23 protein-coding genes are annotated in these 23312 nt (G+C 46.9%); 13 read left to right on the top strand and 10 right to left on the bottom strand.

All coding sequences use genetic code 11. The features are described 5' to 3' along the window. Window positions 1-8 precede the first annotated feature (8 nt). Genes OXI21_RS01000 through mog form a run of 3 tightly spaced genes read left to right on the top strand, consistent with a single transcriptional unit; the run spans window position 9 to window position 3701 of the window. A complete protein-coding gene (locus tag OXI21_RS01000; RefSeq protein ID WP_279617688.1) occupies window positions 9-1574 on the top strand; it encodes an NADH-quinone oxidoreductase subunit M in 1566 nt (521 codons plus the stop codon). An 18-nt stretch (window positions 1575-1592) separates the two neighbouring features. Next, window positions 1593-3089, top strand: coding sequence for an NADH-quinone oxidoreductase subunit N (locus OXI21_RS00995; protein ID WP_279617687.1), 1497 nt, complete (start codon window positions 1593-1595; stop codon window positions 3087-3089). 30 nt (window positions 3090-3119) lie between these two features. Next, window positions 3120-3701, top strand: coding sequence for a molybdopterin adenylyltransferase (mog, locus tag OXI21_RS00990; RefSeq protein ID WP_279617686.1), 582 nt, complete (start codon window positions 3120-3122; stop codon window positions 3699-3701). A 273-nt stretch (window positions 3702-3974) separates the two neighbouring features. Here the strand turns inward: mog and tsf are convergent, their stop codons facing one another. Together tsf and rpsB are read right to left on the bottom strand one after the other, a co-directional pair. Further along, complete coding sequence (gene tsf, locus OXI21_RS00985; RefSeq protein ID WP_279617685.1) at window positions 3975-4841, bottom strand: translation elongation factor Ts; 867 nt, start codon at window positions 4839-4841, stop codon at window positions 3975-3977. Window positions 4842-4934: 93 nt separating this feature from the next. Continuing rightward, window positions 4935-5693 (bottom strand): 30S ribosomal protein S2, encoded by a 759-nt coding sequence (gene rpsB / locus OXI21_RS00980; protein ID WP_279617684.1) that lies wholly within the window; start codon window positions 5691-5693, stop codon window positions 4935-4937. Between the two features lie 311 nt (window positions 5694-6004). Between rpsB and hemE the strand changes: the two genes are divergently transcribed. The 3 genes from hemE (at window position 6005) to OXI21_RS00965 (ending at window position 7998) form a co-directional block, all read left to right on the top strand. Continuing rightward, on the top strand, window positions 6005-7072 hold the full coding sequence (gene hemE, locus OXI21_RS00975; protein WP_279617683.1) for a uroporphyrinogen decarboxylase: 1068 nt from the start codon (window positions 6005-6007) through the stop codon (window positions 7070-7072). Between the two features lie 18 nt (window positions 7073-7090). Further along, window positions 7091-7537 (top strand): NUDIX domain-containing protein, encoded by a 447-nt coding sequence (locus tag OXI21_RS00970; RefSeq protein ID WP_279617682.1) that lies wholly within the window; start codon window positions 7091-7093, stop codon window positions 7535-7537. Window positions 7538-7611: 74 nt separating this feature from the next. Further along, window positions 7612-7998 (top strand): response regulator, encoded by a 387-nt coding sequence (locus OXI21_RS00965; protein ID WP_279617681.1) that lies wholly within the window; start codon window positions 7612-7614, stop codon window positions 7996-7998. Window positions 7999-8116: 118 nt separating this feature from the next. Here the strand turns inward: OXI21_RS00965 and rsmD are convergent, their stop codons facing one another. From rsmD to tenA, 7 genes are all read right to left on the bottom strand, one after another. Further along, window positions 8117-8695: a 16S rRNA (guanine(966)-N(2))-methyltransferase RsmD gene (gene rsmD, locus OXI21_RS00960; protein WP_279617680.1), complete on the bottom strand. Its 579-nt coding sequence runs from the start codon at window positions 8693-8695 to the stop codon at window positions 8117-8119. Window positions 8696-8768: 73 nt separating this feature from the next. Beyond that, a complete protein-coding gene (locus OXI21_RS00955) occupies window positions 8769-9491 on the bottom strand; it encodes a lysophospholipid acyltransferase family protein (protein WP_279617679.1) in 723 nt (240 codons plus the stop codon). Between the two features lie 18 nt (window positions 9492-9509). Continuing rightward, window positions 9510-10088: an HAD-IIIA family hydrolase gene (locus OXI21_RS00950; protein ID WP_279617678.1), complete on the bottom strand. Its 579-nt coding sequence runs from the start codon at window positions 10086-10088 to the stop codon at window positions 9510-9512. After that, on the bottom strand, window positions 10089-12155 hold the full coding sequence (gene glyS / locus OXI21_RS00945; protein WP_279617677.1) for a glycine--tRNA ligase subunit beta: 2067 nt from the start codon (window positions 12153-12155) through the stop codon (window positions 10089-10091). It lies immediately after the preceding gene. Window positions 12156-12260: 105 nt separating this feature from the next. Further along, entirely contained in the window at window positions 12261-13340 is a 1080-nt protein-coding gene (gene queG / locus OXI21_RS00940; protein WP_279617676.1) for a tRNA epoxyqueuosine(34) reductase QueG, read from the bottom strand. After that, window positions 13337-13831, bottom strand: a complete 495-nt coding sequence (gene coaD / locus OXI21_RS00935) for a pantetheine-phosphate adenylyltransferase (protein ID WP_279617675.1) — start codon at window positions 13829-13831, stop codon at window positions 13337-13339. The genes queG and coaD overlap by 4 nt, the downstream gene beginning before the upstream one ends. A 198-nt stretch (window positions 13832-14029) precedes the next feature. Continuing rightward, the gene (gene tenA, locus OXI21_RS00930) at window positions 14030-14713 is read right to left on the bottom strand and encodes a thiaminase II (protein WP_279617674.1); all 684 of its coding nucleotides are present in this window, start codon (window positions 14711-14713) and stop codon (window positions 14030-14032) included. Window positions 14714-14886: 173 nt separating this feature from the next. Between tenA and OXI21_RS00925 the strand changes: the two genes are divergently transcribed. From OXI21_RS00925 to OXI21_RS00915, 3 genes are all read left to right on the top strand, one after another. Then, on the top strand, window positions 14887-15633 hold the full coding sequence (locus OXI21_RS00925; RefSeq protein ID WP_279617673.1) for a hypothetical protein: 747 nt from the start codon (window positions 14887-14889) through the stop codon (window positions 15631-15633). Window positions 15634-15826: 193 nt separating this feature from the next. Next, a complete protein-coding gene (locus OXI21_RS00920) occupies window positions 15827-16144 on the top strand; it encodes an iron-sulfur cluster assembly accessory protein (protein ID WP_279617672.1) in 318 nt (105 codons plus the stop codon). Window positions 16145-16220: 76 nt separating this feature from the next. Next, entirely contained in the window at window positions 16221-18002 is a 1782-nt protein-coding gene (locus OXI21_RS00915; protein WP_279617671.1) for an N-acetylglutaminylglutamine amidotransferase, read from the top strand. Between the two features lie 53 nt (window positions 18003-18055). On the opposite strand, the gene OXI21_RS00910 is transcribed toward OXI21_RS00915, so the two are convergent. Beyond that, window positions 18056-18580 (bottom strand): SCP2 sterol-binding domain-containing protein, encoded by a 525-nt coding sequence (locus tag OXI21_RS00910; protein ID WP_279617670.1) that lies wholly within the window; start codon window positions 18578-18580, stop codon window positions 18056-18058. A 90-nt stretch (window positions 18581-18670) separates the two neighbouring features. On the opposite strand from OXI21_RS00910, the gene OXI21_RS00905 reads away from it, so the two are divergent. The 4 genes from OXI21_RS00905 to OXI21_RS00890 all read left to right on the top strand — a co-directional run bounded on the left by OXI21_RS00905 (window position 18671) and on the right by OXI21_RS00890 (window position 23272). Then, window positions 18671-19666, top strand: a complete 996-nt coding sequence (locus tag OXI21_RS00905; RefSeq protein WP_279617669.1) for a U32 family peptidase — start codon at window positions 18671-18673, stop codon at window positions 19664-19666. Window positions 19667-19706: 40 nt separating this feature from the next. Further along, entirely contained in the window at window positions 19707-20615 is a 909-nt protein-coding gene (locus OXI21_RS00900) for a U32 family peptidase (RefSeq protein WP_279617668.1), read from the top strand. Between the two features lie 141 nt (window positions 20616-20756). Then, the gene (codB, locus tag OXI21_RS00895) at window positions 20757-21986 is read left to right on the top strand and encodes a cytosine permease (protein ID WP_279617667.1); all 1230 of its coding nucleotides are present in this window, start codon (window positions 20757-20759) and stop codon (window positions 21984-21986) included. A gap of 8 nt (window positions 21987-21994) precedes the next feature. Beyond that, window positions 21995-23272 (top strand): cytosine deaminase, encoded by a 1278-nt coding sequence (locus tag OXI21_RS00890; protein WP_279617666.1) that lies wholly within the window; start codon window positions 21995-21997, stop codon window positions 23270-23272. The last annotated feature ends 40 nt before the right edge of the window (window positions 23273-23312 follow it).

The raw sequence follows: 23312 nt of genomic DNA, 5'->3' as shown, positions 1-23312 counted from the left end.
AATCAATAATGAATACAATGCAAATATCTTGGTTAAGTTTAGTAATTTGGTTGCCAATCATCGGAGGGCTCGTTGTACTCGCGGTCGGAAAAGATCAGCCATCACGAGCTCGCTGGATTGCATTGGCGGTATCCGTTGTTGCGTTTGTGCTCTCACTGCCGCTTTTCTTCTCGTTCGACCCAACGGTCGCAGGGATGCAATTTGTCGAAAACAGCGTCTGGAGCACTCAGCTTGGCACAGCGTATCACTTAGGGGTTGATGGATTTTCAATGCCCTTTATCATTCTGACCACCTTTGTGACCATCATTGTGGTGATCGCAGGGTGGGAAGTGATCAAGGATCGCCCGAATCAATATTTCGCGGCATTCTTAATTCTTGAAGGATTGATGAACGGAATTTTCGCATCGGTTGATGGTATTTTATTTTATATCTTCTTCGAAGCGATGTTGATCCCGATGTTCCTAATCATCGGTGTTTGGGGAGGCCCTGGCCGTATTGTGGCCGCGCTTAAATTCTTCCTCTACACCTTCTTAGGATCGATCTTCCTCTTAGTGGCGTTAATTTATCTCTATCTACAAACCGGTGAAGCGGGTCAATACAGCTTTAATATCTTAGATTTCCAAAGCTTAAATCTTGATCCAACCGCGCAGCGCTGGCTCTTCTTTGCATTCCTTGCGGGGTTTGCGGTGAAAGTGCCGATGTGGCCGGTTCACACTTGGTTGCCTTCAGCGCACGTTGAAGCGCCTACTGGGGGTTCAGTTGTGTTAGCAGCGATTACCCTTAAAATCGGGGGTTACGGATTTGTTCGTTTCATCCTTCCGATCGTTCCTCACGGAGCGGAGACCTACGCATGGTTTGTGATCGCGCTTAGTATCGTAGCGATTATCTATATCTCGCTTGTGGCTCTTGTACAGCGCGATATGAAAAAACTTATCGCATACTCATCGATTGCTCACATGGGATTTGTTACGCTTGGCTTTATGCTTCCATTTGGTATTGCAAAAGTGACCGGATCATTTGATGCGGCGCAAATGGCGATCCAAGGCGGTATGATGCAGATGATTTCGCACGGACTTGTGTCATCAGCGATGTTCCTCTGTATTGGGGTGCTCTATGATCGCGTTCACTCACGTGAAATTGCGGATTACGGTGGGGTGATCAACACCATGCCTGTATTTGGTGCGTTCTTTGTCTTCTTTGCGATGGCAAACTCAGGTCTTCCTGGAACATCAGGTTTTATCGGTGAATTCTGGGTGATTCTCTCAAGCTTCCAATACTCAATTTGGATCGCATTAGCAGCGGCGTCAGCGCTTATCTTAAGTGCGGCGTACAACTTATGGCTCACTAAACGTGTGATCTTAGGTGAAGTAACCCACGATCATGTGGCAAAACTCACCGATATCAACGGTAGAGAGTGGCTCTTACTCGGTTCGCTCGCGGTATTAATTATCCTTTTCGGTATCTGGCCAAATCCAGTAGCGGAATTGATGCATACCTCGATTGATGGCCTTTTAGAGCAAGTTAGCTTTGGTGTTGAACAAGCAGCGAAAGCTCAACAGTTAATCGCTCGATAAGATCTAAAGGAAAAAAAGATGACAAGTAAATTAGGACTAATCGATATGATGGCGGCGATGCCTGAGATCTTCCTGCTTTCGATGATAGTAGTGATTCTACTCTATGAGAGCTTTCGTAAGGACTCAGGGCATCAGCAGCTCTATGTATTAAGTTTAGTAGCGCTTGTGGGTACGGGCATTTTAGCCTTTGCCCAAATGAATAGCGGCATTGTGCATTTTAGCAGTGATATGCCAGACCTTATTAACGGTCAAGAGACGCTTAGCCTATGGTTTGGCGAGGTGAGCTATTCAAGTTCAGCAGCGTTTTTGAAATTGATGGTGATTGCCATTGTGGCCATTGGCCTTATCTATAGCTATCCCCGTCTTGAGATGGATGGTCTTGCGATTCCGGAGTTTTATCTGCTCACCCTTTTAAGTACGCTTGGAATGGTGGTGATGGTATCGGCAGCGACGATGTTAACCCTCTATTTAGGGCTTGAGTTAATGTCGCTTCCGCTCTACGGATTAGCGGCGCTCAATCGCAATAATAGTCGCGGTGTTGAAGCGGCGATGAAATATTTCGTCATGGGTGCGATGGCATCAGGGATCTTACTCTTTGGTGTGGCGTTACTCTACGGCGCAACCGGCTCATTTGTATTAAGCGAGATCGCAGACTTCATGGTACAAAATGCCATTGAAGAGGGCGGTATGAGTAATAAGCTTCTTCTCTTCTCAATGATCTTCATTATCGTTGGGGTGACCTTTAAGCTTGGGGCGGCACCGTTCCACGCGTGGGTTCCCGATGTGTATGAAGGTTCGCCAGCGCCGGTAGCACTTTTAATCAGTGCGGCACCGAAAGTGGCAGCATTTGTAATGGCAAGTGCGCTCCTTTTAGTCTCAGCGCGCAACCTTGTAGAAGATTGGCAGCTCGTGCTTTCAGCGATCGCAATCGTCTCATTTGTACTCGGTAACTTAATCGCACTTAAACAAGAAAACCTGCGCCGTATGCTCGGTTATTCAGCGGTATCGCATGCTGGGTTTATGTTGTTAGGTCTCTTCTTAGATGATAAGAGCGGTTATTCATCCGGTCTTTTCTACGCGATCACCTACGCACTCACCACTACCGCAGCCTTTGGCTTTGTGTTAATGGTGAAAAATAATGGTAACGCGGTTGAAAATATCGATGAGCTCAAAGGCTTTGGTCGCGAACACGGCTGGCTTGCATTTTTAATGGCGGCAGTGATGTTCTCAATGGGCGGTATTCCGTTCTTCGTGGGCTTCCAAGGGAAACTTTTAGTACTTAAAAGTGCCTTCCAAGCGGGCTTTATCTGGACAGTGATCATCGGACTTATCATGTCAGTGATCGGACTTTTCTACTACCTTCGTGTGGTAAAAGTGATGTTCTTTGATGAAACCGTTGCGGAGAATGAGCTCACAGTTGATGCCCCTACAACAAGTCGTGTATTCTTATCATTAAATGTGTTTGCATTAGCGGTTCTCGGGGTTATGCCGAGTCTGCTCCTTGCATTCTGTTAATCATTTAATATTAAGGACAGCAGTATAAAGATGGATAAAAAAATGGATGAAGTGATTATCGGTTTAGTGTCGATCAGTGATCGGGCGAGCCGTGGTGACTATCGAGATGAGGGGCTTCCTCATCTTGAATCCTGGTTAAATGGCGTGGTGAAAAATCCGATTGTTTATCACAAAGCCTTGATCGAAGATGATCAGGCGCTCATTGAGAAAACCCTCATTGATCTTGTGGATAATAAAGAGTGTGATTTAGTGCTCACCACCGGCGGAACAGGCCCAACAAAACGGGACGTAACGCCGGATGCCACCTTAGCGATTGCCGATAAGGAGATGCCAGGCTTTGGCGAGCAGATGCGTCAAGTGAGTCTCTACTTTGTTCCCACCGCCATTTTATCGCGCCAAGTCGGCGTTATTCGTAATGAAACGCTGATCGTGAATCTCCCCGGTCGTCCTCGTGCGATCGAAGAGACTTTAGCAGGCGTTAAAGATAAAGAGGGCAATACCGTCGTCAATGGAATCTTCTCTGCAATTCCCTACTGCATCGATCTGATTGGGGGACACTTCTTCGAAATTGATGAAGCAAAATGCCCGATCTTTAGACCGAAAAAGAAATAATGGCTGCGTTTCAGGTAAATCCTTAAACGTCCCCAATAGCAAAACGCCTCACCATAAGCGGTTCATAATGTTTGAATCCTCGGTGGGGCTTTTTTATGCCTGTTGAAAAAGAAACCGGTCAATGATGAATGAGTAAAATCTGGAGACAAAAAAAGAGTGTGACCCAATGGGTATCACACTCTTTTTCACGATCGTTACGTTTATACCGCTACCTATGATTGATTATATAGGGAAGGGTAAGTTGCCTTCGATCCTGTATTTTTTTAAGAACACTTATTTAAGTTGTTCCATAACTTCTGCTGCGAAGTCAGTCTCTTCGATCTCAACGCCTTCACCTAAACCGAAACGGATGAATGAAGATACGGTTGCGTTGTTGTTTTTGAGAAGTTTTTCGATCGTCATGTCAGGATCTTTAACGAATGCTTGACCTACAAGAGTGATCTCTTCTAAGTATTTACGCATTCTACCTTCGATCATTTTCTCTTGAATGTTCTCAGGGCGACCTGATTCTTGCGCTTGTGCAACGTAGATTGCGCGCTCTCTTTCAAGAAGTTCAGCAGGAACAGCGTCCGCGTCTACACAGATTGGGCTTGCTGCCGCGATGTGCATCGCTAAGTCTTTCGCTAATTCTTCGTTATCTGTTGATACGTCAACGATAGCTGCGATACGAACACCGTGAACATATGCACCGATCATTCCGTTACCATCAATGGCTGCTACACGGCGAACAGAGATGTTCTCACCGATTTTAGCCACTAAACCACGGCGAACTTCATCAACGGTAGAATCACCTAATTTCGCTGCGTTTAACGCGTCAGCTGTGGTGATTTTTTCGTTTAATGCAAGGTTAGCAACATCATCAGCAAATTTGATGAAGTCTTCGTTTTTCGTTACGAAGTCTGTTTCACAGTTTACTTCAACGATCACGCCGAAGCTGCCAGCAGTACGCACTAAAAGTACGCCTTCAGCCGCTGCACGTCCTGCTTTTTTATCAGCACTTGCTTGACCGTTTTTACGCATTAAATCGATTGCTGCGTCGATATCGCCATTTGTTTCAGTCAGAGCTTTTTTACACTCCATCATGCCTGAACCAGTGCGCTCTCTAAGCTCTTTAACCATGGCTGCGGTAATATTCGCCATTATAAATACCTCATTAAATTAAAAGTGAATAAAGTGGAAAACCAAAAAATGATGGAAAGAGGGTGCGGTTAAGCACCCCCCTAAAATCAATTATTACTCTGCGTCAGCAGCCGCTTCAACTTCTACAAACTCATCTGCCGCTTGTGCATCTTTAGCAGCGAGTTGTGCGTTTGAACCACGACCTTCGATTACAGCATCAGCAACGGCTTTAGTGTAAAGACGGATTGCTCGGATAGCGTCATCGTTACCTGGGATTACGTAATCTACGCCTTCAGGTGAACTGTTACTATCAACGATTCCGATTACAGGAATTCCCATTTTTTTCGCTTCAGCAACGGCATTACTTTCGTAGCCAACATCGATTACGAAAAGTGCGTCTGGAATGTTAGGCATATCTTTGATACCGCCTAAGCTGCGCTCTAATTTGTTAAGTTCACGCTCAAGAAGGATGCCTTCTTTTTTAGTTAAGCGCTCTAATGAACCATCAGATTTCATCTCTTCGATTTCGCGAAGACGACGAATTGAGTTACGAACGGTTTTGAAGTTCGTGAGCATACCACCTAACCAACGATGGTTAACGTATGGCATACCTGCGCGTTGAGCTTCTTGAGTGATCGCTTCTGATGCTGCACGTTTTGTACCAACAAAAAGAATGCGGCCGTTTTGTGCTGCGATACTTGAGATGAAGTTTAAAGCATCGTCAAGCATTGGAACGGTTTTTTCTAAGTTGATGATATGAATTTTAGAACGTGATCCGAAGATGAAAGGTTTCATTTTTGGATGCCAGAAACGGGTTTGGTGACCGAAGTGAACACCAGCTTCAAGTAATTCACGCATTGATACGTTAGACATAGTTTTTCCTTTAATAGGGTTGAGCCTCCAAGCCTGCTTAAATGAACTGCCACCACAATATAAATGACGGAGCACCCACATTTAAGCGCGATAAGCTTGTGAGTATTAATAATAAAATAAATGTGTATTAATCTCGATTAAACCGAAAAATCATCGACAATGATTGCTAGTCGGTTATAAAAGAGCAGGTTATTATACCCTGTTTGGTCAAAAAGAGCTAATGCTCTTTGAAAATAAATCTTTTTTAGGGCGAATTATGGTACACTTTCAAAGTATTCACGATTAATAAATATAATGGAATTATAGAACATATGACATATAAGAACGATCGTTTTCTTCGCGCTTTGCTCAAAGAACCTGTGGATAGGACGCCCGTGTGGATGATGCGTCAAGCAGGCCGATATCTCCCTGAGTATCGCCGTGTACGAGAACAAGCGGGAAGCTTTATGGATCTATGCCGTAATGCTGAGCTTGCTTGTGAAGTCACGCTTCAGCCGATTGACCGTTTTGGCTTTGATGCCGCCATTTTATTTTCAGATATTTTAACCATTCCCGACGCGATGGGATTAGGTTTAAGTTTCGTGCCTGGCAAAGGCCCGGTATTTGAAACCCCCATTACCGATCCAAGACAGATCGATAATCTTCCCAAACCCGATGCTGAAATTGAGCTTGGCTATGTGATGAATGCGGTACGCACCATTCATAAAGAGCTTGATGGTCGTGTGCCACTTATTGGATTTACCGGAAGCCCATGGACGCTGGCAACCTACATGATTGAAGGTGGCGGCAGTAAGGATTTTGGTAAAGTTCGCGGCTTTATGTACGAGCATCCTGAAGCGATGCATAAACTCCTCGACAAACTCGCTGACGTTGTGATCGATTATCTCAATGCACAGATCGTAAACGGTGCAGCTGCGGTGCAAATTTTTGACACCTGGGGCGGCATCTTATCGAAAGAGCATTATCGCGAGTTCTCCCTTAAATATATGGAGAAAATCGTTCGCGGCGTGATTAAAGATTATAACGGCGCACGCATTCCGAGCATTATCTTTACGAAAAATGGCGGTATGTGGTTAGGCGAGCAGTCTAATGCCGGCGCGGATGCCGTGGGTCTTGACTGGATGACCGACATTGCCCATGCGAAAGCGTTAATTGGCAATAAAGTCGCGCTTCAAGGCAATATGGACCCGGGCGTTCTCTACTCAACTCCGGAAGTGGTGCGTGAAAATGTGAAGAAAGTGCTTCACGCCTACGGTCCTGTTGAAAAGGGCCAAGGCCATATCTTCAATCTTGGTCACGGAATCCATCCAGGGATTGATCCTGAAAACGTTAAGGCGATGGTGGAAGCGGTTCGCGAGTTTAGCCCGCGCTATCACTAAACGCAGGAGGATCATCCTGTGAATGATGAATCGACACCGGAGATTCTCTCTTGCGGTGCCGTAATTGTTCGCTGGGAGCGGGGCGAATTTCTCTACCTGCTCCTCCGAGCCTATAATTTTTGGGATTTCCCAAAAGGACAGCTCGAAGCGGGCGAAACACCGTTAGAAACAGCCCTTCGAGAAGTGGAAGAGGAGACAACGCTCACCAATTTACGTTTCTCGTGGGGACACGATTTCTATGAAACGCCCCCTTATTGCCGTGGTAAAAAGGTGGCGCGTTACTATATTGCAGAGACTCCTTCGCGCAAGATCGATCTTCCTATTAACCCCGAGCTTGGCCGCCCAGAACACAATGAGTGGGGCTGGTTTACTCGGCAAGAGATGATGCGATTGATCACCCCTAGGGTGCAAGAAGTGGTCTATTGGTCAGATAATTACCTAGCGTATGACCGGCGTCTAAATTAATGGGGATTGTTTGGTACAATATACGCGTGATATATTAAACGAGTGCAGTGGCAGAAATAGGATGTAAAGAGAGCATGAAGAGACCATTAAGGCGAATTCTTTGTATCGATGATGATCAGGATATTTTGAGTATTATCGAATTTTCCCTCTCGGAAGTGGGCGGTTTTGAAGTGAAGGCGTGTGCCTCAGGAAAAGCGGCGCTTGCGTGTGTGGATGAATTCAAGCCGGAACTCTTTTTGATTGATGTGATGATGCCCGAAATGAGCGGTCCTGAGACGTTAAATGCGCTTCAGGCACTTCCGGAGTTTGAAAATACCCCTGCGATTTTTTTAACGGCAAACGTTCAGTTTGCAGCGTATTCAGAGGCGCGTCCTCCGAAAATGCTGGGAGTATTAACCAAACCATTTGATCCAATGCAGCTCTCAGAGCGCATTACCAAATTGTGGGAAGAGCACATGTAAACGGGCTCGCCGTATCAGTGGTAAATTAGTCAATTAAAAACAGAAATCATAAAAAAGCGGAACATCGATTAAAGTATCGGTTCCGCTTTTTTGTGTCCGTAGTTGCATTTATTTGTGATTATTCGAGCAGGCGATAGAGATAGAGCTCACTCTCTTTGGTTTTCGCGCTCTTTTTCCGCTCAAAATGGGTCAAAAGCGCCGTATCATTGAGGGCTTTACCTCGAGGAATCTCAAGGGAGATCACAAGTGCCTCCATCAGTCCATGATGTGCGCCGATTTTTTGTAAAAGCGCATCATAAAGCTCGCCATGAAAGGGCGGATCGATAAAGAGTAGATCAAATTGTGACTTTTCAGGAAGCGATTCAATATAGCTCAGAGCATCGCCTAAAATCACTGTATATCGTTCCGGCTCAATTTTAAGAGATTCAATGTTTTTGAGGAGCGTTCTGTAGGCGGTGGGATTTTTTTCGATAAAGATGACGTGTCCCGCACCGCGAGAAAGTGCCTCAATCCCAAGCGCGCCACTTCCTGCAAAAAGATCCAGGCAACTATGTCCCATCACATCAAATTGCAGCCAATTAAAGAGCGTTTCACGCATTCTTGATGAGGTTGGGCGCAAACCTTCAGCGTCGATCACCTCAATCTGGCGTGAGCGATGTTCACCGCCGATAATACGAATTTTATGTGGGGTTGTCATAGAGCCTCCTCTCTATAGGATTAAAATCGGCATCATACGTGAGGGAGTTAACCGCAGTATGATTGCGCATGAATTAATCGAGTGTTTGACGAATATTTGGGCGAATCTCCACTTCCGCAAGATTGAGCAATTCTTGAGTAGATTGCCCCTCAAAGGGAATGGGCTTGCCGACCACCATCGTGATCGTTCCCGGATATTTGAGAAATTGCCCTTTGCTCCACGCGCGCCCTGAATTGATCGCAACGGGAAGCATATCCGCGCCGAGTTCACGGGTCATCAGAAATGCCCCTTTTTTAAACGGTTTTACTGTATCGGGTTTTGCGCGGGTGCCTTCGGGGAAAATAATCACCGAACGGCCCTCATTAAATTTCTCTTTTGCCTGCGCAATAATGCTTTTAAGGGCATTACGGCCATCTTGACGATTGATCGCGATGGGCTTGAGTTTCGCAAGGCCCCAACCAAAAAAAGGAATCCAGGTGAGCTCGCGTTTTAGCACAAAGGCATGGGGCGGGAGAATCATTGAATAGAGAAAGGTCTCAAAGGTCGATTGGTGGTTTGAGACGATCACATGGGGTTTATCCTCTAAATAACGTAGGTTTTCAGAGCCTTCAATGCGGTATTTGATGCCAGCACTGATGCGGAGCCACCCGAGTACAATCGCACACCACATATCGATAATGCGTTTATAGGGTTTTCCCCAAAAGGGCAGTGAAATAAGCAGGAGTAGGGGCGTCACAATGACGCTGATTACGATAAAGCCTAAGAGGCAGATTAACGAACGTAGCCAAATCATCATCGGGTCCTTTAAAGTCAATTAAGAAGAGCGAAGGAGCGCACTCACAAACGCCTCGAGCGACTCAAAACAAAGCGGTTGAGGCACATTATGCTTTGCTGAAAATTGCGGGAGTTTTTCCACCTCACGAGCCCCTTTTCCGGTGGTAACCAAGATCGGCGTCACCCCTGCGCGAATGCCCGCTTCCATATCGGCAATTTTATCGCCCACAAAGTAGACCGTTTCCGTTTTAGGATCGATCGCTTGCGTGGTTAAAATTTTATGAAGCATGCCGGGATTTGGTTTGCGGTCAGGGTGGTGATTATCGCCAGAGGTGCAATATTCAAGTTGCACAATCTCGCCGCCCATCGGCGTAAGGAGACCCTGCATTTTTTCATGCATCGCGTTAAGATCATCAAGATCGTAGAGCCCAAGCGTTATGCCACGTTGATTGGTGGCAATGGCAACGGGAATCTGTTGATGGGTTAACTCGGCGATCGCCTCAAGACTTCCCGGGATTGGGAGCCACTCCGCTTTTGATTTAATATAGTGATCCGAATCGTGATTAATTACGCCATCACGATCGAGGATCACTAAACTAGGGCGCTCAAGAACCGTCATCTAGAGCTGTAACTCCGAGATATCGGCAACGGAGCGGAAGAGCTCATTGGTCGCCGAAAGCAGCGCTAAACGATTGGTGCGAAGCGCTTCATCATCAACCATCACCATGGTTTCCGCAAAGAAGGCTTCAAGGGGCTCGGCAAGGTTGGCAAGCGTGGTTAAAATCTCATGGTATTGATCATTTTCCACATAGGTTTTCACCGTGTCATTGAGCGATGCGATGATCTCGTAAAGCGCTTTCTCTTCCGCATTTTCAAGAAGAGTTGCATTGACGGGCGTATCGATTGATACCGCGTTTTTATGGAGAATATTGTGAATGCGTTTATTTGATTCCACGAGCGCTTTCGCCGCAGGGAGTGCTTTAAATTCTTTCACTGCAAGGAGACGCTCGTAGATATCGAGGGGATCGGTGAGTTTAAGCTCCGCGATCGAGGCAAAGATATCACTCGAAACGCCAAGGTCGCTTGAGTAAGCGCGCATACGATCAAAAATGTAGTTGAAAATCACATCGATGCTTTTATTCGCTTCGATCGATTTAGGCATCAGTTCTGCCGCTTTTTCAATGAGTTCCAATAGATCTAAGTGATGTTTTTCTTCCACCATCATTCGTAGGACCGCGAGCGCATTACGACGTAAGCTGTATGGGTCGCGCGAACCGGTGGGAATCTCACCAATGGAGAAAATCCCGACGATGGTATCTAAACGCTCGGCAAGTCCAAGGGCTACGGCTTCATTCGATTCAGGTAATTTGTCACCGGCAAAACGGGGCCAGTAGACTTGCTCTAAACTGCTCGCAACAAGCGCTGGCTCTCCTTGTGCTTCGGCGTAATAGCGCGCCATGGTGCCTTGAAGTTCGGGGAATTCTTGCACCATGTTGGAAATGAGATCCGATTTATTGAGGCGAGCAGCGCGCTCAACGATTGCTTTATCGGCGCCAATTTTATCGGCAATAAAGAGCGCAAGCGTCTGCACACGGCGAATTTTATCCGCTTGAGTGCCAAGTTTTGTTTGGAAAACCACCGATTCAAGAGGTTTGAGATAGGCTTCAAGCGGGATCTTTTTATCCTCTTCCCAGAAGAATTCCGCATCGGCAAAGCGAGGACGAATGACGCGCTCATTCCCATCGATCACCGCTTCCGGCGATTTACTTTCGATGTTGGTAATAAAGCAGAATTTATTTAAGAGTTTGCCCGCTTTATCAACAATGGGGAAGTAGCGTTGATGCTCTTCCATGGCGATAATGAGCGCTTCTTGCGGCACATTTAAAAAGTGCTCTTCAAACGATCCTACAAGCGCTACCGGCCACTCAACAAGTGCGGTTACCTCATTTAAGAGGCCTTCGCTGACGATCGCTTTTCCAACGCCTTCTGTTACCTCAAGAATTTGTTTTGAGATAAGGGCTTTACGTGCCTCAAAATCGGGCATAACGTGCGCTTCATTAACCATAATCTCCGCATATTTTTCAGGCGAGGTAATGGTGATCGGCGCTTTGGTGTGGAAACGGTGGCCACGGGTTTGATTGCCCGCTTGAATGCCAAACAGCTCCATATCGATCACGTCGCTGCCGTAAAGCACCACGAGCCAACGTACCGGACGCACAAATTCAAAATCATTATCGGCCCAGCGCATGCGTTTTGGAATGGGAAGCGTTTTAAGCGATTGCTCCACCATTTCAGGGAGCATCTCGGTTAAGGTTTTGCCTTTCACTGCTTGTGAGAAGGTATACCACGCGCCTTTATCGGTCTCTTGAATTGTAAGATCGTCAATCTCAGCACCGCACGAACGGGCAAATCCCATTAGTGCAGGCGTTGGTTTCCCCTCTTTCATCGCCGCCGCCACTGCCGGCCCTCGACGTTCATTGGTGTAATCTTCTTGCTGCGCGGGAAGGTCATGAATCACAAGCGCTAAACGGCGCGGTGTTGCATACGCTTCAATCGCAGAAAAACTTAATTTTTTATCGGTGAGCGCCTTTTCCATTGCGCCTTTGAACGCATCAGACAGGGAATGTAACGCCTTAGGAGGTAGCTCCTCAGTACCAATTTCGATTAATAAAGTCTCTTTTCTCATTAAATTATCCATTGAACGTCGTAAAAGTTGAGTAATCTTATAATTTTACCGCATCTAAGGGATTCTCCCAAACTTATTATAATGGGGCAAAATAAGGGGGTAGTTTTATGGCGTTTGCGCCGCTTTTTTGGCGAGCTGTTCACTCAGCGCCCAGGCGACATGCTCTTGGACGGCGGGATCGGGATAGCTCTCTTTTTCTCGAAGTGCATCGATGTTTTCAGCGCGATACTGATCGTTCCCAATACCAATCGCGATATTGCGCAGCCAACGATCGTACCCGAGTCTACGAATGGGGCTTCCTTCGGTTTTTTTGAGAAATTCCGCTTCCGTCCAATTAAATAGCTCTAAAAGGGAGGAGGAATCGAGTTTATGGCGTGGGAGAAAATCCTTGATCACATGACGGGTGGAAAAGCGATTCCATGGGCAGACAATTTGGCAATCATCGCACCCAAAAATGCGGTTGCCCATTGGTTTACGAAACTCTACGGGAATTGGGCCAAAAGATTCGATGGTGAGATAGGAGATGCATTTGCCGGCATCGATCTGAAAGGGCTCAACAATGGCGTCGGTCGGACACGCTTTAAGGCAACGGGTACAGCCGCCGCAGTGATTGATAATCGGCTCGCTACTGATATCGATCGCGCGATCGATATAGATTTCGCCCAAGAAGAAATAAGAGCCCGCTTTCGGGTGAATAATCATTGTGTTTTTGCCGAAAAACCCTAAGCCTGATTGATGGCTAAGGGCGCGTTCTAAAACCGGCGCACTATCGACAAAGGCGCGAAATTGCAGATCGGGAATCGCCTCTTGCATCCATTTGCCAAGATCGTTGAGCTGTTTTCTGAGAACCTTGTGATAATCACGGCCAAGGGCGTACATCGACACATAGCCTTCAGAGGACTCATTGAGGCGCGTTTTTGCGGGAAAATCGGGATTAAAATAGTTGAGCTTAGCGGTAATAATGGAGACTGTGCCCTCGACTAAAAGCTCTGGGCGATAGCGTTTTTCGCCATGCTTGGTCATATAATCAAGATCGGCGTGGAAGTGTTTGGCCGTCCACGCTAAAAAGTGTTCGCTCGCCTCCGATAGATCGATGGAACTGCTGCTTAAGTCGCTAATGCCAAGGGATTTGGCTTTATCTCGGAGCGCCTTAAGAAAGATCGGATCGGCGAGCGTATCGGTCATCGCTCAGCGCGTTTCTCGTTGAGTTTTTCTAACACATACGGATCGACGAGCGCACTGACATCGCCGCCTAACATCGAAGCTTCACGAATCATCGTCGAGGAGACAAAGGAGTATTTATCGCTAGGGGTTAAAAAGACCGTTTCGATGCTGGAATTGAGGTGACGATTGAGGCTCGCCATCTGAAATTCATACTCAAAATCAGAGACCGCACGCAACCCGCGAACCAGCACAAATGAGCCGATCTCATCCATAAAGCGCGCAAGGAGATCGTTAAATCCCACCACTTCAATGTTGTCGTGATTTTTAAAGACCTCTTTGGCCATCGCAACGCGTTCTTCGTAAGAAAATAGCGGACGTTTAGAGGGGCCGGTAATTTTTGCCACCGCCACAATCAGGCGTGGAAATATCTTGGAGGCACGATAGATAATATCGGAGTGACCATTGGTAATCGGGTCGAACGTACCGGGATAAACCGCCGTGACTTCTTTCATAATGAATCCTTTTCTCGTATCCTTTGGTTGTGTATAAATAAGAGCCTGCTCTTGTGTGATTGCGCCATCTTAACGGGCGCGTTATGTGGCATTTTGCTCTCAATCCTCTCGATTTTATCGTCGCTTACCGATTCACTGGGCGATAAAAAAGGCACCTTGATCGGGCGCCTCCTTATTATAACGATTTTTAATGGGCTTTTATACCACGGTGTTAACCGGCCACATCGAGAGATCGTTTGCCATATCCCAGAACATATATTCATAATAGCTCGTTTTTACGACGATCTCTTCAAGCGCTTTTCGCTCCTCGGGTGAGCGTTTTTCACCAATTTCATCAATGAGTTGAATGCAAGTGTCGGCAAGGGCGGTAAATTCAGGCGATGAGTAGGTTTTCACCCATTGACCATAGAGCGGATGCTCCGTTGCGCCCTCCCAAGTGGCTAAATGTTTACCAATAAAGTTATAACTCCACGCGCAAGCAAGCACCGCCGCGATGGTATTTTCTACCCCACCGATCGACGCTTGGCTCAACATATAGCTCGTATACGAGGTCATCGTCGCGGACGGTTCGGTATTTTCAAGTTCCTCATGCGAAATGCCAAATTTTGAGGCGTAATCGCGATGGAGATCCATCTCAAATTTCATCGTTCCGTGTAATAGTTCAGCAAAAAGCGTCATGGTACGGAGATCATTCGCTTTCGAAGCACCGATTGCAAAGAGGCGTGAATACTCGATCAGATAGATATAATCTTGCTTCATATAGTGCTTGAATTTTTCTTCATCAAGCGTGCCTTTACCGATGCCATCGACAAACGGATGCACAAGATAGCTCTCCCAGAGCGGTTTCACACGATTAAAAATCTGCTGACTTAAAGGTTCCATAGCAATTTCCTTATTTTTTATAATGGGGGAATTGAGCTCACGGGGCAAAAACGGCTCGCCATGAGCGATAATGCGCCATTAGTAGCACTTGGGCATCTCGTTGTCAATTTGGCGCTTTGGGCGAAATCATTATATGATTATGCTTTGCAAAAACGAATAAAACAGGTGGGGAGATGGTGAGTAAACGACGTAGCCGTAATGTTCTAGAAAAAAATCCTGAGATCTATGAAACCCATGGATTCTTGCACCACGAGATCGCGCGCCGACTGGTGGAGTATGTCAAACCAACAACCGAGCCCTCGCGCATTATTAATGATGGCGCGTTTGATCACTATTTAACGGGACTGTTAAAAAACCGTTTTACCGGCAGTGAAGTTGCGGAAAATATCGATGAAACGACGCTTCCGGCGGATCTTATTGTGAGCAATCTCTATCTGCAAGATGTGTGGGAGTTTGAAGAGGCGATGCGTAATTATTATCGCCTTACCAATCCCGGCGGGCGCGTGATTATGACGATGATCGGCGTTGGGAGTTTTGGCGAGCTGATGCAGGAAAACGGCATTGCCATCAACGGTTTTCCCGACATTGAAGATGTGGGTGATTTTATGCACGGACTTGGTTTTAAAGATTCGGTGCTCTTCATTGAAAAAATCAATCTTACCTATGAAAAACTTGAAACACTGCTTAACGATCTGCGCGTTGTGGGCGGTCGTCCGTTTGATCCGGATAAGGGTTTGCGTACGCCAAATTGGTTAGAAACGTGGAAAGAGAATGTGGCCAAAGAGTGCTTTGATGGCGAGCTCTACACCATTAGCTTTGATGTGATTTACGCAGAAGCGGGCGTGCCTGAGGTGAAAAATACGCCTCAAAAGAGCGGCGATGTCTATGTGGATATCACCCATCTGAAAGCGGATTTTTAAGTAAAATACGACAATTGAGACTTGTGGAAACAGAGCGCCTTTCGTAGCAGAAAGGGCTCGGGTTGTGTATAATATTGCAATTAGTACTAAAACCGTACCATATTGCTTTTTCCATATCCTCGACCGTTGATGAATCGTGGGAAAAACGCCGGAAAAACCGATGGACGGAGCCTTTAAATTGAAGGGAGACATCATGTTTACTGTAACTGACAATGCACGCAATCAATTAGCGAAAACCTTGGCCGAGTCTGATGCGGTCGCGATTAAAGTCGCGCTGAAAAAATCAGGCTGTTCGGGATTTATGTATTATCTCGATTTTTGTAAAGAGCTCGATGAGTCGCTCGTGGTGCTTGAAAAAGAGCCGTTAACGCTCGTCGCGGAAGAGGAAAATCTTCCCTATCTTAAAAATGTGACGCTCGATTATGTTAAAGAGGGATTAAATCGCACGTTTCGCTTTAGCAATCCTGACGCAAAAGCGGAATGTGGCTGTGGCGAAAGCTTTCTTTTTTAACCGAACATTCACTATACTGATATAAGGCGCAACGCGCGCCTTCATTATTTTTACCCTACCAAAAGAGAGGCAACTTATGAGTGGCATTGCAGGTATTATTAATCTCAAAGAACGCGGTGTGGATCGTGGATTATTAGAGAAAATGGCCGACCCACTCAAAAAACGCGGGCCTGATGGGCTCGATTTTGAGCTCTCTAATGCGGTGGGGTTATTGCATGCGCATCTTGCGATCGATCATGCACAAAAAGAGCCGTTTACCGATCCTGAAACCGGCAATATCGTCACCCTAAACGGGACGATCTACAATCAACATGAGCTCCGCGGTGAGCTTGAAGCAAAGGGCTTTACCTTTAGAACCAATGCCGATGCCGAGGTGATTTTATACGCCTATCGCGCCTGGGGCATGATGGAGGCGGCGAGCCGTTTCCGCGGGGTATTTGCCTTTGCACTGTGGGATAAAAACGCCAATAAAATGCATCTTGTGCGAGATCGCATGGGCGCCAAACCGCTCTATGTGGCTAAAGGAAAAACCGGCGAGCAGATCTATTTTGCTTCCAATACCCAGAGCCTTTTAGCCACCGGCGATATTAATACGGAGATCAATCCGATTGCGCTTCACTTTATGTATACGCTTCACGCCGTGGTGCCTGCACCGTATACGATTTTCGAGGGCATTCAAAAAGTTCATCCCGCTCACATTATGACGATCGATGCGCTCGGCAATATGACCGAAACCCGCTACTGGACGTTAAGTGCAGTGCGTGAGCATACCGATTGGGAATACGAAGATTGGAAAGAGGCGGTGGAATCGACGCTGTCGGACGCAGTCGATGCTTATATGGGCTTTAGCGATGAACCGGTGGGCGTTTTATTATCGGGCGGGCTTGATTCGACGCTAATTACCGCATTAGCGATTGAAAAGGGACACGATAAAATTCAGACCTTTTCCGTCGGCTTTGAAGATACGCCAGAAGAGGAAGGCTCGGAATTTCGTTTCTCCGATCAGTTTGTTGCCAAATATCAGACCGATCACCACAAATTCCAAGTGCCGAACGAAAAAGCGTTAACTCGTCTTCCTGATGCCATTAAAAATATGAGTGAACCTCTTTTTGGGCAGGATGCGATCGGCTTTTATCTGCTCTCAGAACAGGTGAAAAGTGTAACTAGCGTTGTCCAAAGTGGGCAGGGCGCCGATGAGGTCTTTGCCGGCTATTTCTGGTATCCGCTTATGCATGAAAGTACCGAGAGCGATCCGTTAAAACGCTTCAGCCAATACTATTTTGACCGTCCGCATTCGGAGTGGCTCACCGCCTTTAATGAAAAATATCACGTCGGCGATGTGACCGGGGATTTCATTCGCGATAAGTTAGTTTCACCGGGCGCGGATACCTTTTTAGATAGCGTACTTCGCCTTGATGCCACAACGCTCATCGTCGATGATCCGGTTAAACGCGTTGATAATATGACGATGGCCCATGGTTTAGAGGCGCGGATGCCGTTTATGGATCATAAACTCGTTGAGCTTGCGATGGCGATGCCGCCTGAGTATAAACTTGCGCAACAGGGGAAAGGGATTTTGAAAGATATCGCTCGCGGCCGTGTGCCCGATTCAATTATCGATCGCCCGAAAGCCTATTTCCCAATGCCGGCGCTTAAATATGTGCGCGGTGAGTTTTTAGAGATGATGCGCGATACCTTAACGAGTCAAAAAGCGAAAGAGCGCGGCATTTTCAACGCGGGCTATGTGGAAAATCTATTAAATCATCCGGAAGCGGAATCGAGTTTTACCAATATTAAAGGCTCGAAACTCTGGCACTGTGCGCTCCTTGAGCTCTGGCTACAAAGCGTCGGACAATAATCAGATAGCAAATAAAAACCTCGATCTTCGTAAAAGGGATCGAGGTTTTTGTTTTAAGGCGTTAGCACCGCCGAACTTTCAGGCAGAGAGGCTTCAATCCGTTTTAATTCATGAGCATACTGCAGCAGCGGGGTTTTACACCAATTTGGTAAAATATCGAGCTCCATGCTATCGAGCCAATTTTTCGCCTCAAGTCCAAGCGCTGTCTCCCCTTCAATTTTTAGTTTCCGCTTAAAAAAAAGTGTATCCGGGTCTTCAAATCGGGTCATCATATAGACTAAATTATCGTGATTTGCGGACAAGGTGACATCAGCTTCGGCGGTTAATGGAAGCAGCGAAATTCGTCCATTTTGCACGGTGATATTGAGTAAATAATCGAGATCTTTGACCAAGATCGCCATCACCTTACCCTCTAAAAAATAGAGCTCATCGTCTTGTATTGCATCGCTAAAAAATTGATTTAAGAGCCGTTCCCCCACCGCTTTTTGCATAAAAAATGGCATCATTTTAAGGTTTAATTTCATTAAGTTAGGCAATGATTCAATTGCCCTGTGGCGTAGTCTAAATGGGGACTGCATACTCTTCCTCCCTTGATATGTATCAATGAGAATTCATGCTAAACAAACTATCTTGAATAGGTCTTGATAAGCGTCAAAAGGAGATCGGTTATGGAGTTACTTTGTCCGGCGGGAAATATGCCTGCCTTAAAGCGCGCGGTCGATTGCGGAGCCGATGCGGTCTATGTGGGTTTACGCGATGAAACGAATGCGCGGCACTTTCCGGGGCTCAATTTTTCCCCCAAATTATTAAATGAAGCGTCGCGCTATACCAAAGATCGCGGGCGAAAACTGCATGTGGCGATCAATACCTTTGCCGAGCCGTCTGCATCAGATTTGTGGAAAAAGGCGGTGGATACAGCGGTCACCTCCGGCGCGGATGTCTTAATTTTATCGGATATTGCGAATCTTGCCTACGCTCATGAAAATCACCCCGATACGGAGATTCATCTCTCGGTTCAAGCCTCAGCAACCAATGTGGAAGCGATCAATTTCTATAAGCGGGAATTTAACATTGCGCGCGTTGTGATTCCGCGGGTGCTGCCGATTCATTTGGTTAAACAGCTCGCGAAACAGTCCGATGTGCCGCTTGAGGTCTTTGCCTTTGGCGGTCTTTGCATTATGGCGGAGGGGCGCTGTTATCTCTCATCCTATGTGACTGGCAAGTCGCCAAACACTGCAGGGGCCTGTTCTCCGGCGGAATATGTGAAGTGGGTCGATACCGATGAGGGCTTTGAAACGCGATTAAATGATGTGTTGATTGATCGTTATAAAAAAGATGAGCATGCCGGTTATCCGACGCTATGCAAGGGTTGTTATCACGTTGACAATGAGCTCAATCACGCCTTTGAAGAGCCGACGAGTCTTAACACCATCGAGCTTATTCCAGAGTTTTTTAAAATCGGAATTGCTTCGGTGAAGATTGAAGGGCGACAACGGAGCCCCGCCTATGTGGAAAAGGTGACCAAAACGTGGCGCGCCGCAATTGATGCCTATCAGCGCGATCCGGACAACTTCACCATTCAACCGGAATGGATGGAAGCGCTCAGCTCCATTTCAGAAGGGAAGCAGACAACGCTTGGTGCTTATGAGCATCATTGGCAGTAGGGTAGCAGAACACGATTATAAAAGAGAAGGGGAGAATCCGATGAATCAAACAAAACTGAGTTTAGGGCCGATCTTATATTGTTGGGAAAAGGGTGATGTTGAATCGTTTTACGAGGCGGCGAAATCATCAACGGCCGATGTAATTTATCTTGGGGAAGCAGTATGCCATAAGCGTAAAGAGCTCCTGCTTCCCGATTGGCTTGAGCTCGCAACAATGCTTAAAGCGGCGGGGAAAGAGGTGGTGCTGACAACGCTCGCCCTCATTGATTCCAACGCCAAAATGGTGGATCTGCGTAAAGCGGTATTAAATGGTGAGGTGATGATCGAGGCGAACGATTTTGCCGCGGTCAATCTCTGTTATGAGCACGGGCTTCCCTTTGTGGCGGGACATGCGCTCAATGTCTATAATGCAGAAACGCTCGAGATTTTACTTAAAAATGGCATGACGCGCTGGTGCATGCCGGTCGAGCTTTCGCGGGAGTGGCTGACCAATATTTTAACCGAGGCCAACGCGTGGGGCATTCGAGATCAATTTGAGGTGGAGCTCTTTAGCTATGGTTATCTGCCCCTTGCCTATTCGGCGCGCTGTTTTAGTGCGCGGGCGGAAAAAGTGAGTAAAGCCGATTGTGAAACCTGTTGCATTCACGACCCTGTCGGGAAATTGGTGGAGACGCAAGAAGCAGAAGCGATCTTCCGGATTAATGGCATTCAGACCCAAAGCGCCCGCTGTTATGATCTGCTTCCGGTGCTCTCAGAGGTTGCGACATTGGCCGATTATATTCGTCTTTCACCGCTTGGGCTTGAGACGATTGAGGTTTTAGAAAATTACCGCGAAAAGCTCAATAATCCGCTCTATAGCGGCGAGGTCAATCCGATGAGTTGCCAAGGCTATTGGGAAGGCACAGCGGGAAAAGAGATTGCAGGCGAATCAAATCACACTAACCGTTAAGAAACCTGGATCAATGTAAAGATAATTAAATCAGCAGAAAACACTTAAACCGTTTATGATATGAAAGTTTTGTGCCGAGAAAAGGCGCGAGACCGTTTTAGATTTAGTTTATTTTTCAGACATTCAAACGGGAGTGAAACGATGTCGAATGATGTCAATTTTAGCCAAGGAACCGTCCCTTACGATCAGCGCAAGAGTCTTTTGTCTCTTGCGTTTATTATGTTGGGGCTTACATTTTTCTCTGCGAGTATGTTGGCCGGCGGGCGCGTTGGGGCAGGGCTCAATCTCAATGATTTTTTCATCGCGATTTTGTTGGGGAATGCATTTTTATCCATTTATACGGCGCTTCTTGGTTATATTGGCGTTAAAACGGGGCTGACAACGCATCTGTTAGCACGTTACTCTTTTGGCCGCCGCGGTGCGTGGCTTCCCTCATTTTTACTCGCGGGAACGCAAGTGGGTTGGTTCGGCGTTGGGGTTGCGATGTTTGTGATTCCGGTGAGCGAGGTGACCGGCATCAATCTCTATCTCCTAATTGTTCTTGCCGGCGCGATGATGACGGCGACCATGTATTTTGGGATTTCAGCGATTGCCGCGCTCTCGATTTTAGCGGTGCCTTCGATGACGATTTTAGGCTCCTATTCGGTGTGGAAAGCGGTGATGGATGTGGGCGGTGTGGAAGCGCTTGCGCTCGTTGAGCCGACCGATCCCATCACTATGGCGAGTGCGCTAAGCATTGTGATCGGCTCCTTTATCAGTGCGGGGAGCTTAACGGCGGACTTTTTACGCTTCGGTAAAAACGCCAAAACGGCGATTATTGTGGCGGTACTCGCCTTCTTTATCGGGAATTCGCTCATGTTTATCTTTGGCGCGATGGGAACGCTTGCACTCTCAAAAGCAGACATATTTGATGTGATGTTGGTGCAGGGATTGATCATTCCGGCGATCATTATTTTGGGGCTAAATATTTGGACGACCAATAATAATGCGCTCTACGCCTCAGGCCTTGGGTTTTCAAGCATGACGGGGATTTCAAGCCGTAAACTTTCGATGATTTTAGGCGTTGTGGGGACGATCAGTTCACTTTGGCTCTATAATAACTTTGTCAGCTGGCTCGTCTTTTTATCATCGGCGATTCCTCCGATCGGAACCATTTTGATTGTGGATTTCTTCTTGCATCGGAAGCGTTACCGCGATCTAAAAGCGATGAATGAGATTTTCATCAACTGGAATGCGGTGATCACGGTGATTGTCGGCGTCGTGGCGAGCTATACTTTAAATGGAATTGTGCCGGTAAACTCAGTGATTGCAAGCTTAACCACCTACCTTGTGCTTGAGAAAACCATCGGCGAACGTAATCGAATCAAATAGGAGTGACCATGAAACGAATCATTCAAAATGCGCGTCTGCGTGACCGTGACGGGCTGTGGCAAATCATGATGAATAATGGCCGATTTGAGGCCATTGTCCCGCAAGATAAAAATCTCGAATTAGGCGAGGATGTGGCCGTTCTCGATGCGGAGGCGGGGCTAGTGATTGCGCCCTTTATCGAGCCTCATATTCACCTTGATACAACGCAAACCGCTGGCGAGCCGAAGTGGAATGAATCGGGCACGCTCTTTGAGGGAATCGAGCGTTGGGCGGAGCGTAAGGCGATGTTGAGTGAAGCGGATGTGAAACAGCGCGCGCTCACCACATTAAAATGGCAGATCGCCAACGGAATTCAGCATGTCAGAACTCATGTTGATGTCTCTGATCCGACGCTAACGGCGCTCAAAGCGATGCTCGAGCTCAAAGAAGAGGTGCGCGATTACATTGATGTGCAGATCGTGGCGTTCCCGCAAGAGGGGATTTTATCGTTCCCCAATGGTAAGGCGCTGTTAGAAGAGGCGATGAAGATGGGGGCGGACGCCGTTGGCGGGATTCCTCATTTTGAATTTACCCGTGAATATGGCGTCGATTCGCTCAATTATGTCTTTGAGCTGGCGAAAAAATACGATCGTTTAATCGATATTCATTGCGATGAGATTGACGATGAGCAGTCCCGCTTTGTGGAATCAGTGGCGGCCTTTGCCTATCGAGATGAGATTGGCGAGCGCGTTACAGCCAGTCATACAACGGCGATGCACTCTTATAATGATGCGTATGCCTCACGTCTTTTCCGCGTCTTTAGACTCTCAGGGATTAACTTTGTCGCAAACCCCTTGGTGAATATCCATCTGCAAGGGCGCTTTGATCGCTATCCGAAACGTCGCGGAATTACGCGAGTGAAAGAGCTGTTAAAATCGGGCTTAAACGTCTGTTTTGGTCACGATGATGTTTTTGATCCATGGTATCCACTTGGAACGGCGAATATGCTTCAGGTGTTGCATATGGGGCTTCATGTCTGCCAAATGATGGGCTATCCCGAGCTCAATAATGGGCTTGATCTCATTTCAACGAACTCAGCGCGAACGCTTCATTTAGATGATTACGGCATTGAGGAAGGGAACTCGGCAAACTGCATTATCTTACCGGCAGAAAATGGCTTTGATGCGCTGCGCCGTCAGGTGCCGACCCGTTATTCAATTCGTCACGGGGAGATTTTAGCGGAAACGACACTCCCTGAAACTCATATCCATATGGGTGAAACAGAGCGGATTACCTTCTGCCGTTAAGCGGAAAAACCGGCGGATATTTGCATTCCTTAACAATACG

The organism is Ignatzschineria sp. RMDPL8A (genome assembly GCF_029815055.1).
In the GTDB taxonomy this organism is placed as follows: domain Bacteria; phylum Pseudomonadota; class Gammaproteobacteria; order Cardiobacteriales; family Wohlfahrtiimonadaceae; genus CALZBJ01.
The sequence above is the reverse complement of the archived record's forward strand: the minus strand, read 5'-3'. Positions and strand labels throughout refer to the sequence as shown.

Bases quoted from the DNA above. Each gene is read 5' to 3' on its own strand.
- OXI21_RS01000 (WP_279617688.1), top strand. From the start codon at position 9: ATGAATACAATGCAAATATCTTGGTTAAGTTTAGTAATTTGGTTGCCA.
- OXI21_RS00995 (WP_279617687.1), top strand. From the start codon at position 1,593: ATGACAAGTAAATTAGGACTAATCGATATGATGGCGGCGATGCCTGAG.
- mog (WP_279617686.1), top strand. From the start codon at position 3,120: ATGGATAAAAAAATGGATGAAGTGATTATCGGTTTAGTGTCGATCAGT.
- tsf (WP_279617685.1), bottom strand. From the start codon at position 4,841: ATGGCGAATATTACCGCAGCCATGGTTAAAGAGCTTAGAGAGCGCACT.
- rpsB (WP_279617684.1), bottom strand. From the start codon at position 5,693: ATGTCTAACGTATCAATGCGTGAATTACTTGAAGCTGGTGTTCACTTC.
- hemE (WP_279617683.1), top strand. From the start codon at position 6,005: ATGACATATAAGAACGATCGTTTTCTTCGCGCTTTGCTCAAAGAACCT.
- OXI21_RS00965 (WP_279617681.1), top strand. From the start codon at position 7,612: ATGAAGAGACCATTAAGGCGAATTCTTTGTATCGATGATGATCAGGAT.
- rsmD (WP_279617680.1), bottom strand. From the start codon at position 8,695: ATGACAACCCCACATAAAATTCGTATTATCGGCGGTGAACATCGCTCA.
- OXI21_RS00955 (WP_279617679.1), bottom strand. From the start codon at position 9,491: ATGATGATTTGGCTACGTTCGTTAATCTGCCTCTTAGGCTTTATCGTA.
- OXI21_RS00950 (WP_279617678.1), bottom strand. From the start codon at position 10,088: ATGACGGTTCTTGAGCGCCCTAGTTTAGTGATCCTCGATCGTGATGGC.
- glyS (WP_279617677.1), bottom strand. From the start codon at position 12,155: ATGAGAAAAGAGACTTTATTAATCGAAATTGGTACTGAGGAGCTACCT.
- queG (WP_279617676.1), bottom strand. From the start codon at position 13,340: ATGACCGATACGCTCGCCGATCCGATCTTTCTTAAGGCGCTCCGAGAT.
- coaD (WP_279617675.1), bottom strand. From the start codon at position 13,831: ATGAAAGAAGTCACGGCGGTTTATCCCGGTACGTTCGACCCGATTACC.
- tenA (WP_279617674.1), bottom strand. From the start codon at position 14,713: ATGGAACCTTTAAGTCAGCAGATTTTTAATCGTGTGAAACCGCTCTGG.
- OXI21_RS00925 (WP_279617673.1), top strand. From the start codon at position 14,887: ATGGTGAGTAAACGACGTAGCCGTAATGTTCTAGAAAAAAATCCTGAG.
- OXI21_RS00920 (WP_279617672.1), top strand. From the start codon at position 15,827: ATGTTTACTGTAACTGACAATGCACGCAATCAATTAGCGAAAACCTTG.
- OXI21_RS00915 (WP_279617671.1), top strand. From the start codon at position 16,221: ATGAGTGGCATTGCAGGTATTATTAATCTCAAAGAACGCGGTGTGGAT.
- OXI21_RS00910 (WP_279617670.1), bottom strand. From the start codon at position 18,580: ATGCAGTCCCCATTTAGACTACGCCACAGGGCAATTGAATCATTGCCT.
- OXI21_RS00905 (WP_279617669.1), top strand. From the start codon at position 18,671: ATGGAGTTACTTTGTCCGGCGGGAAATATGCCTGCCTTAAAGCGCGCG.
- OXI21_RS00900 (WP_279617668.1), top strand. From the start codon at position 19,707: ATGAATCAAACAAAACTGAGTTTAGGGCCGATCTTATATTGTTGGGAA.
- codB (WP_279617667.1), top strand. From the start codon at position 20,757: ATGTCGAATGATGTCAATTTTAGCCAAGGAACCGTCCCTTACGATCAG.
- OXI21_RS00890 (WP_279617666.1), top strand. From the start codon at position 21,995: ATGAAACGAATCATTCAAAATGCGCGTCTGCGTGACCGTGACGGGCTG.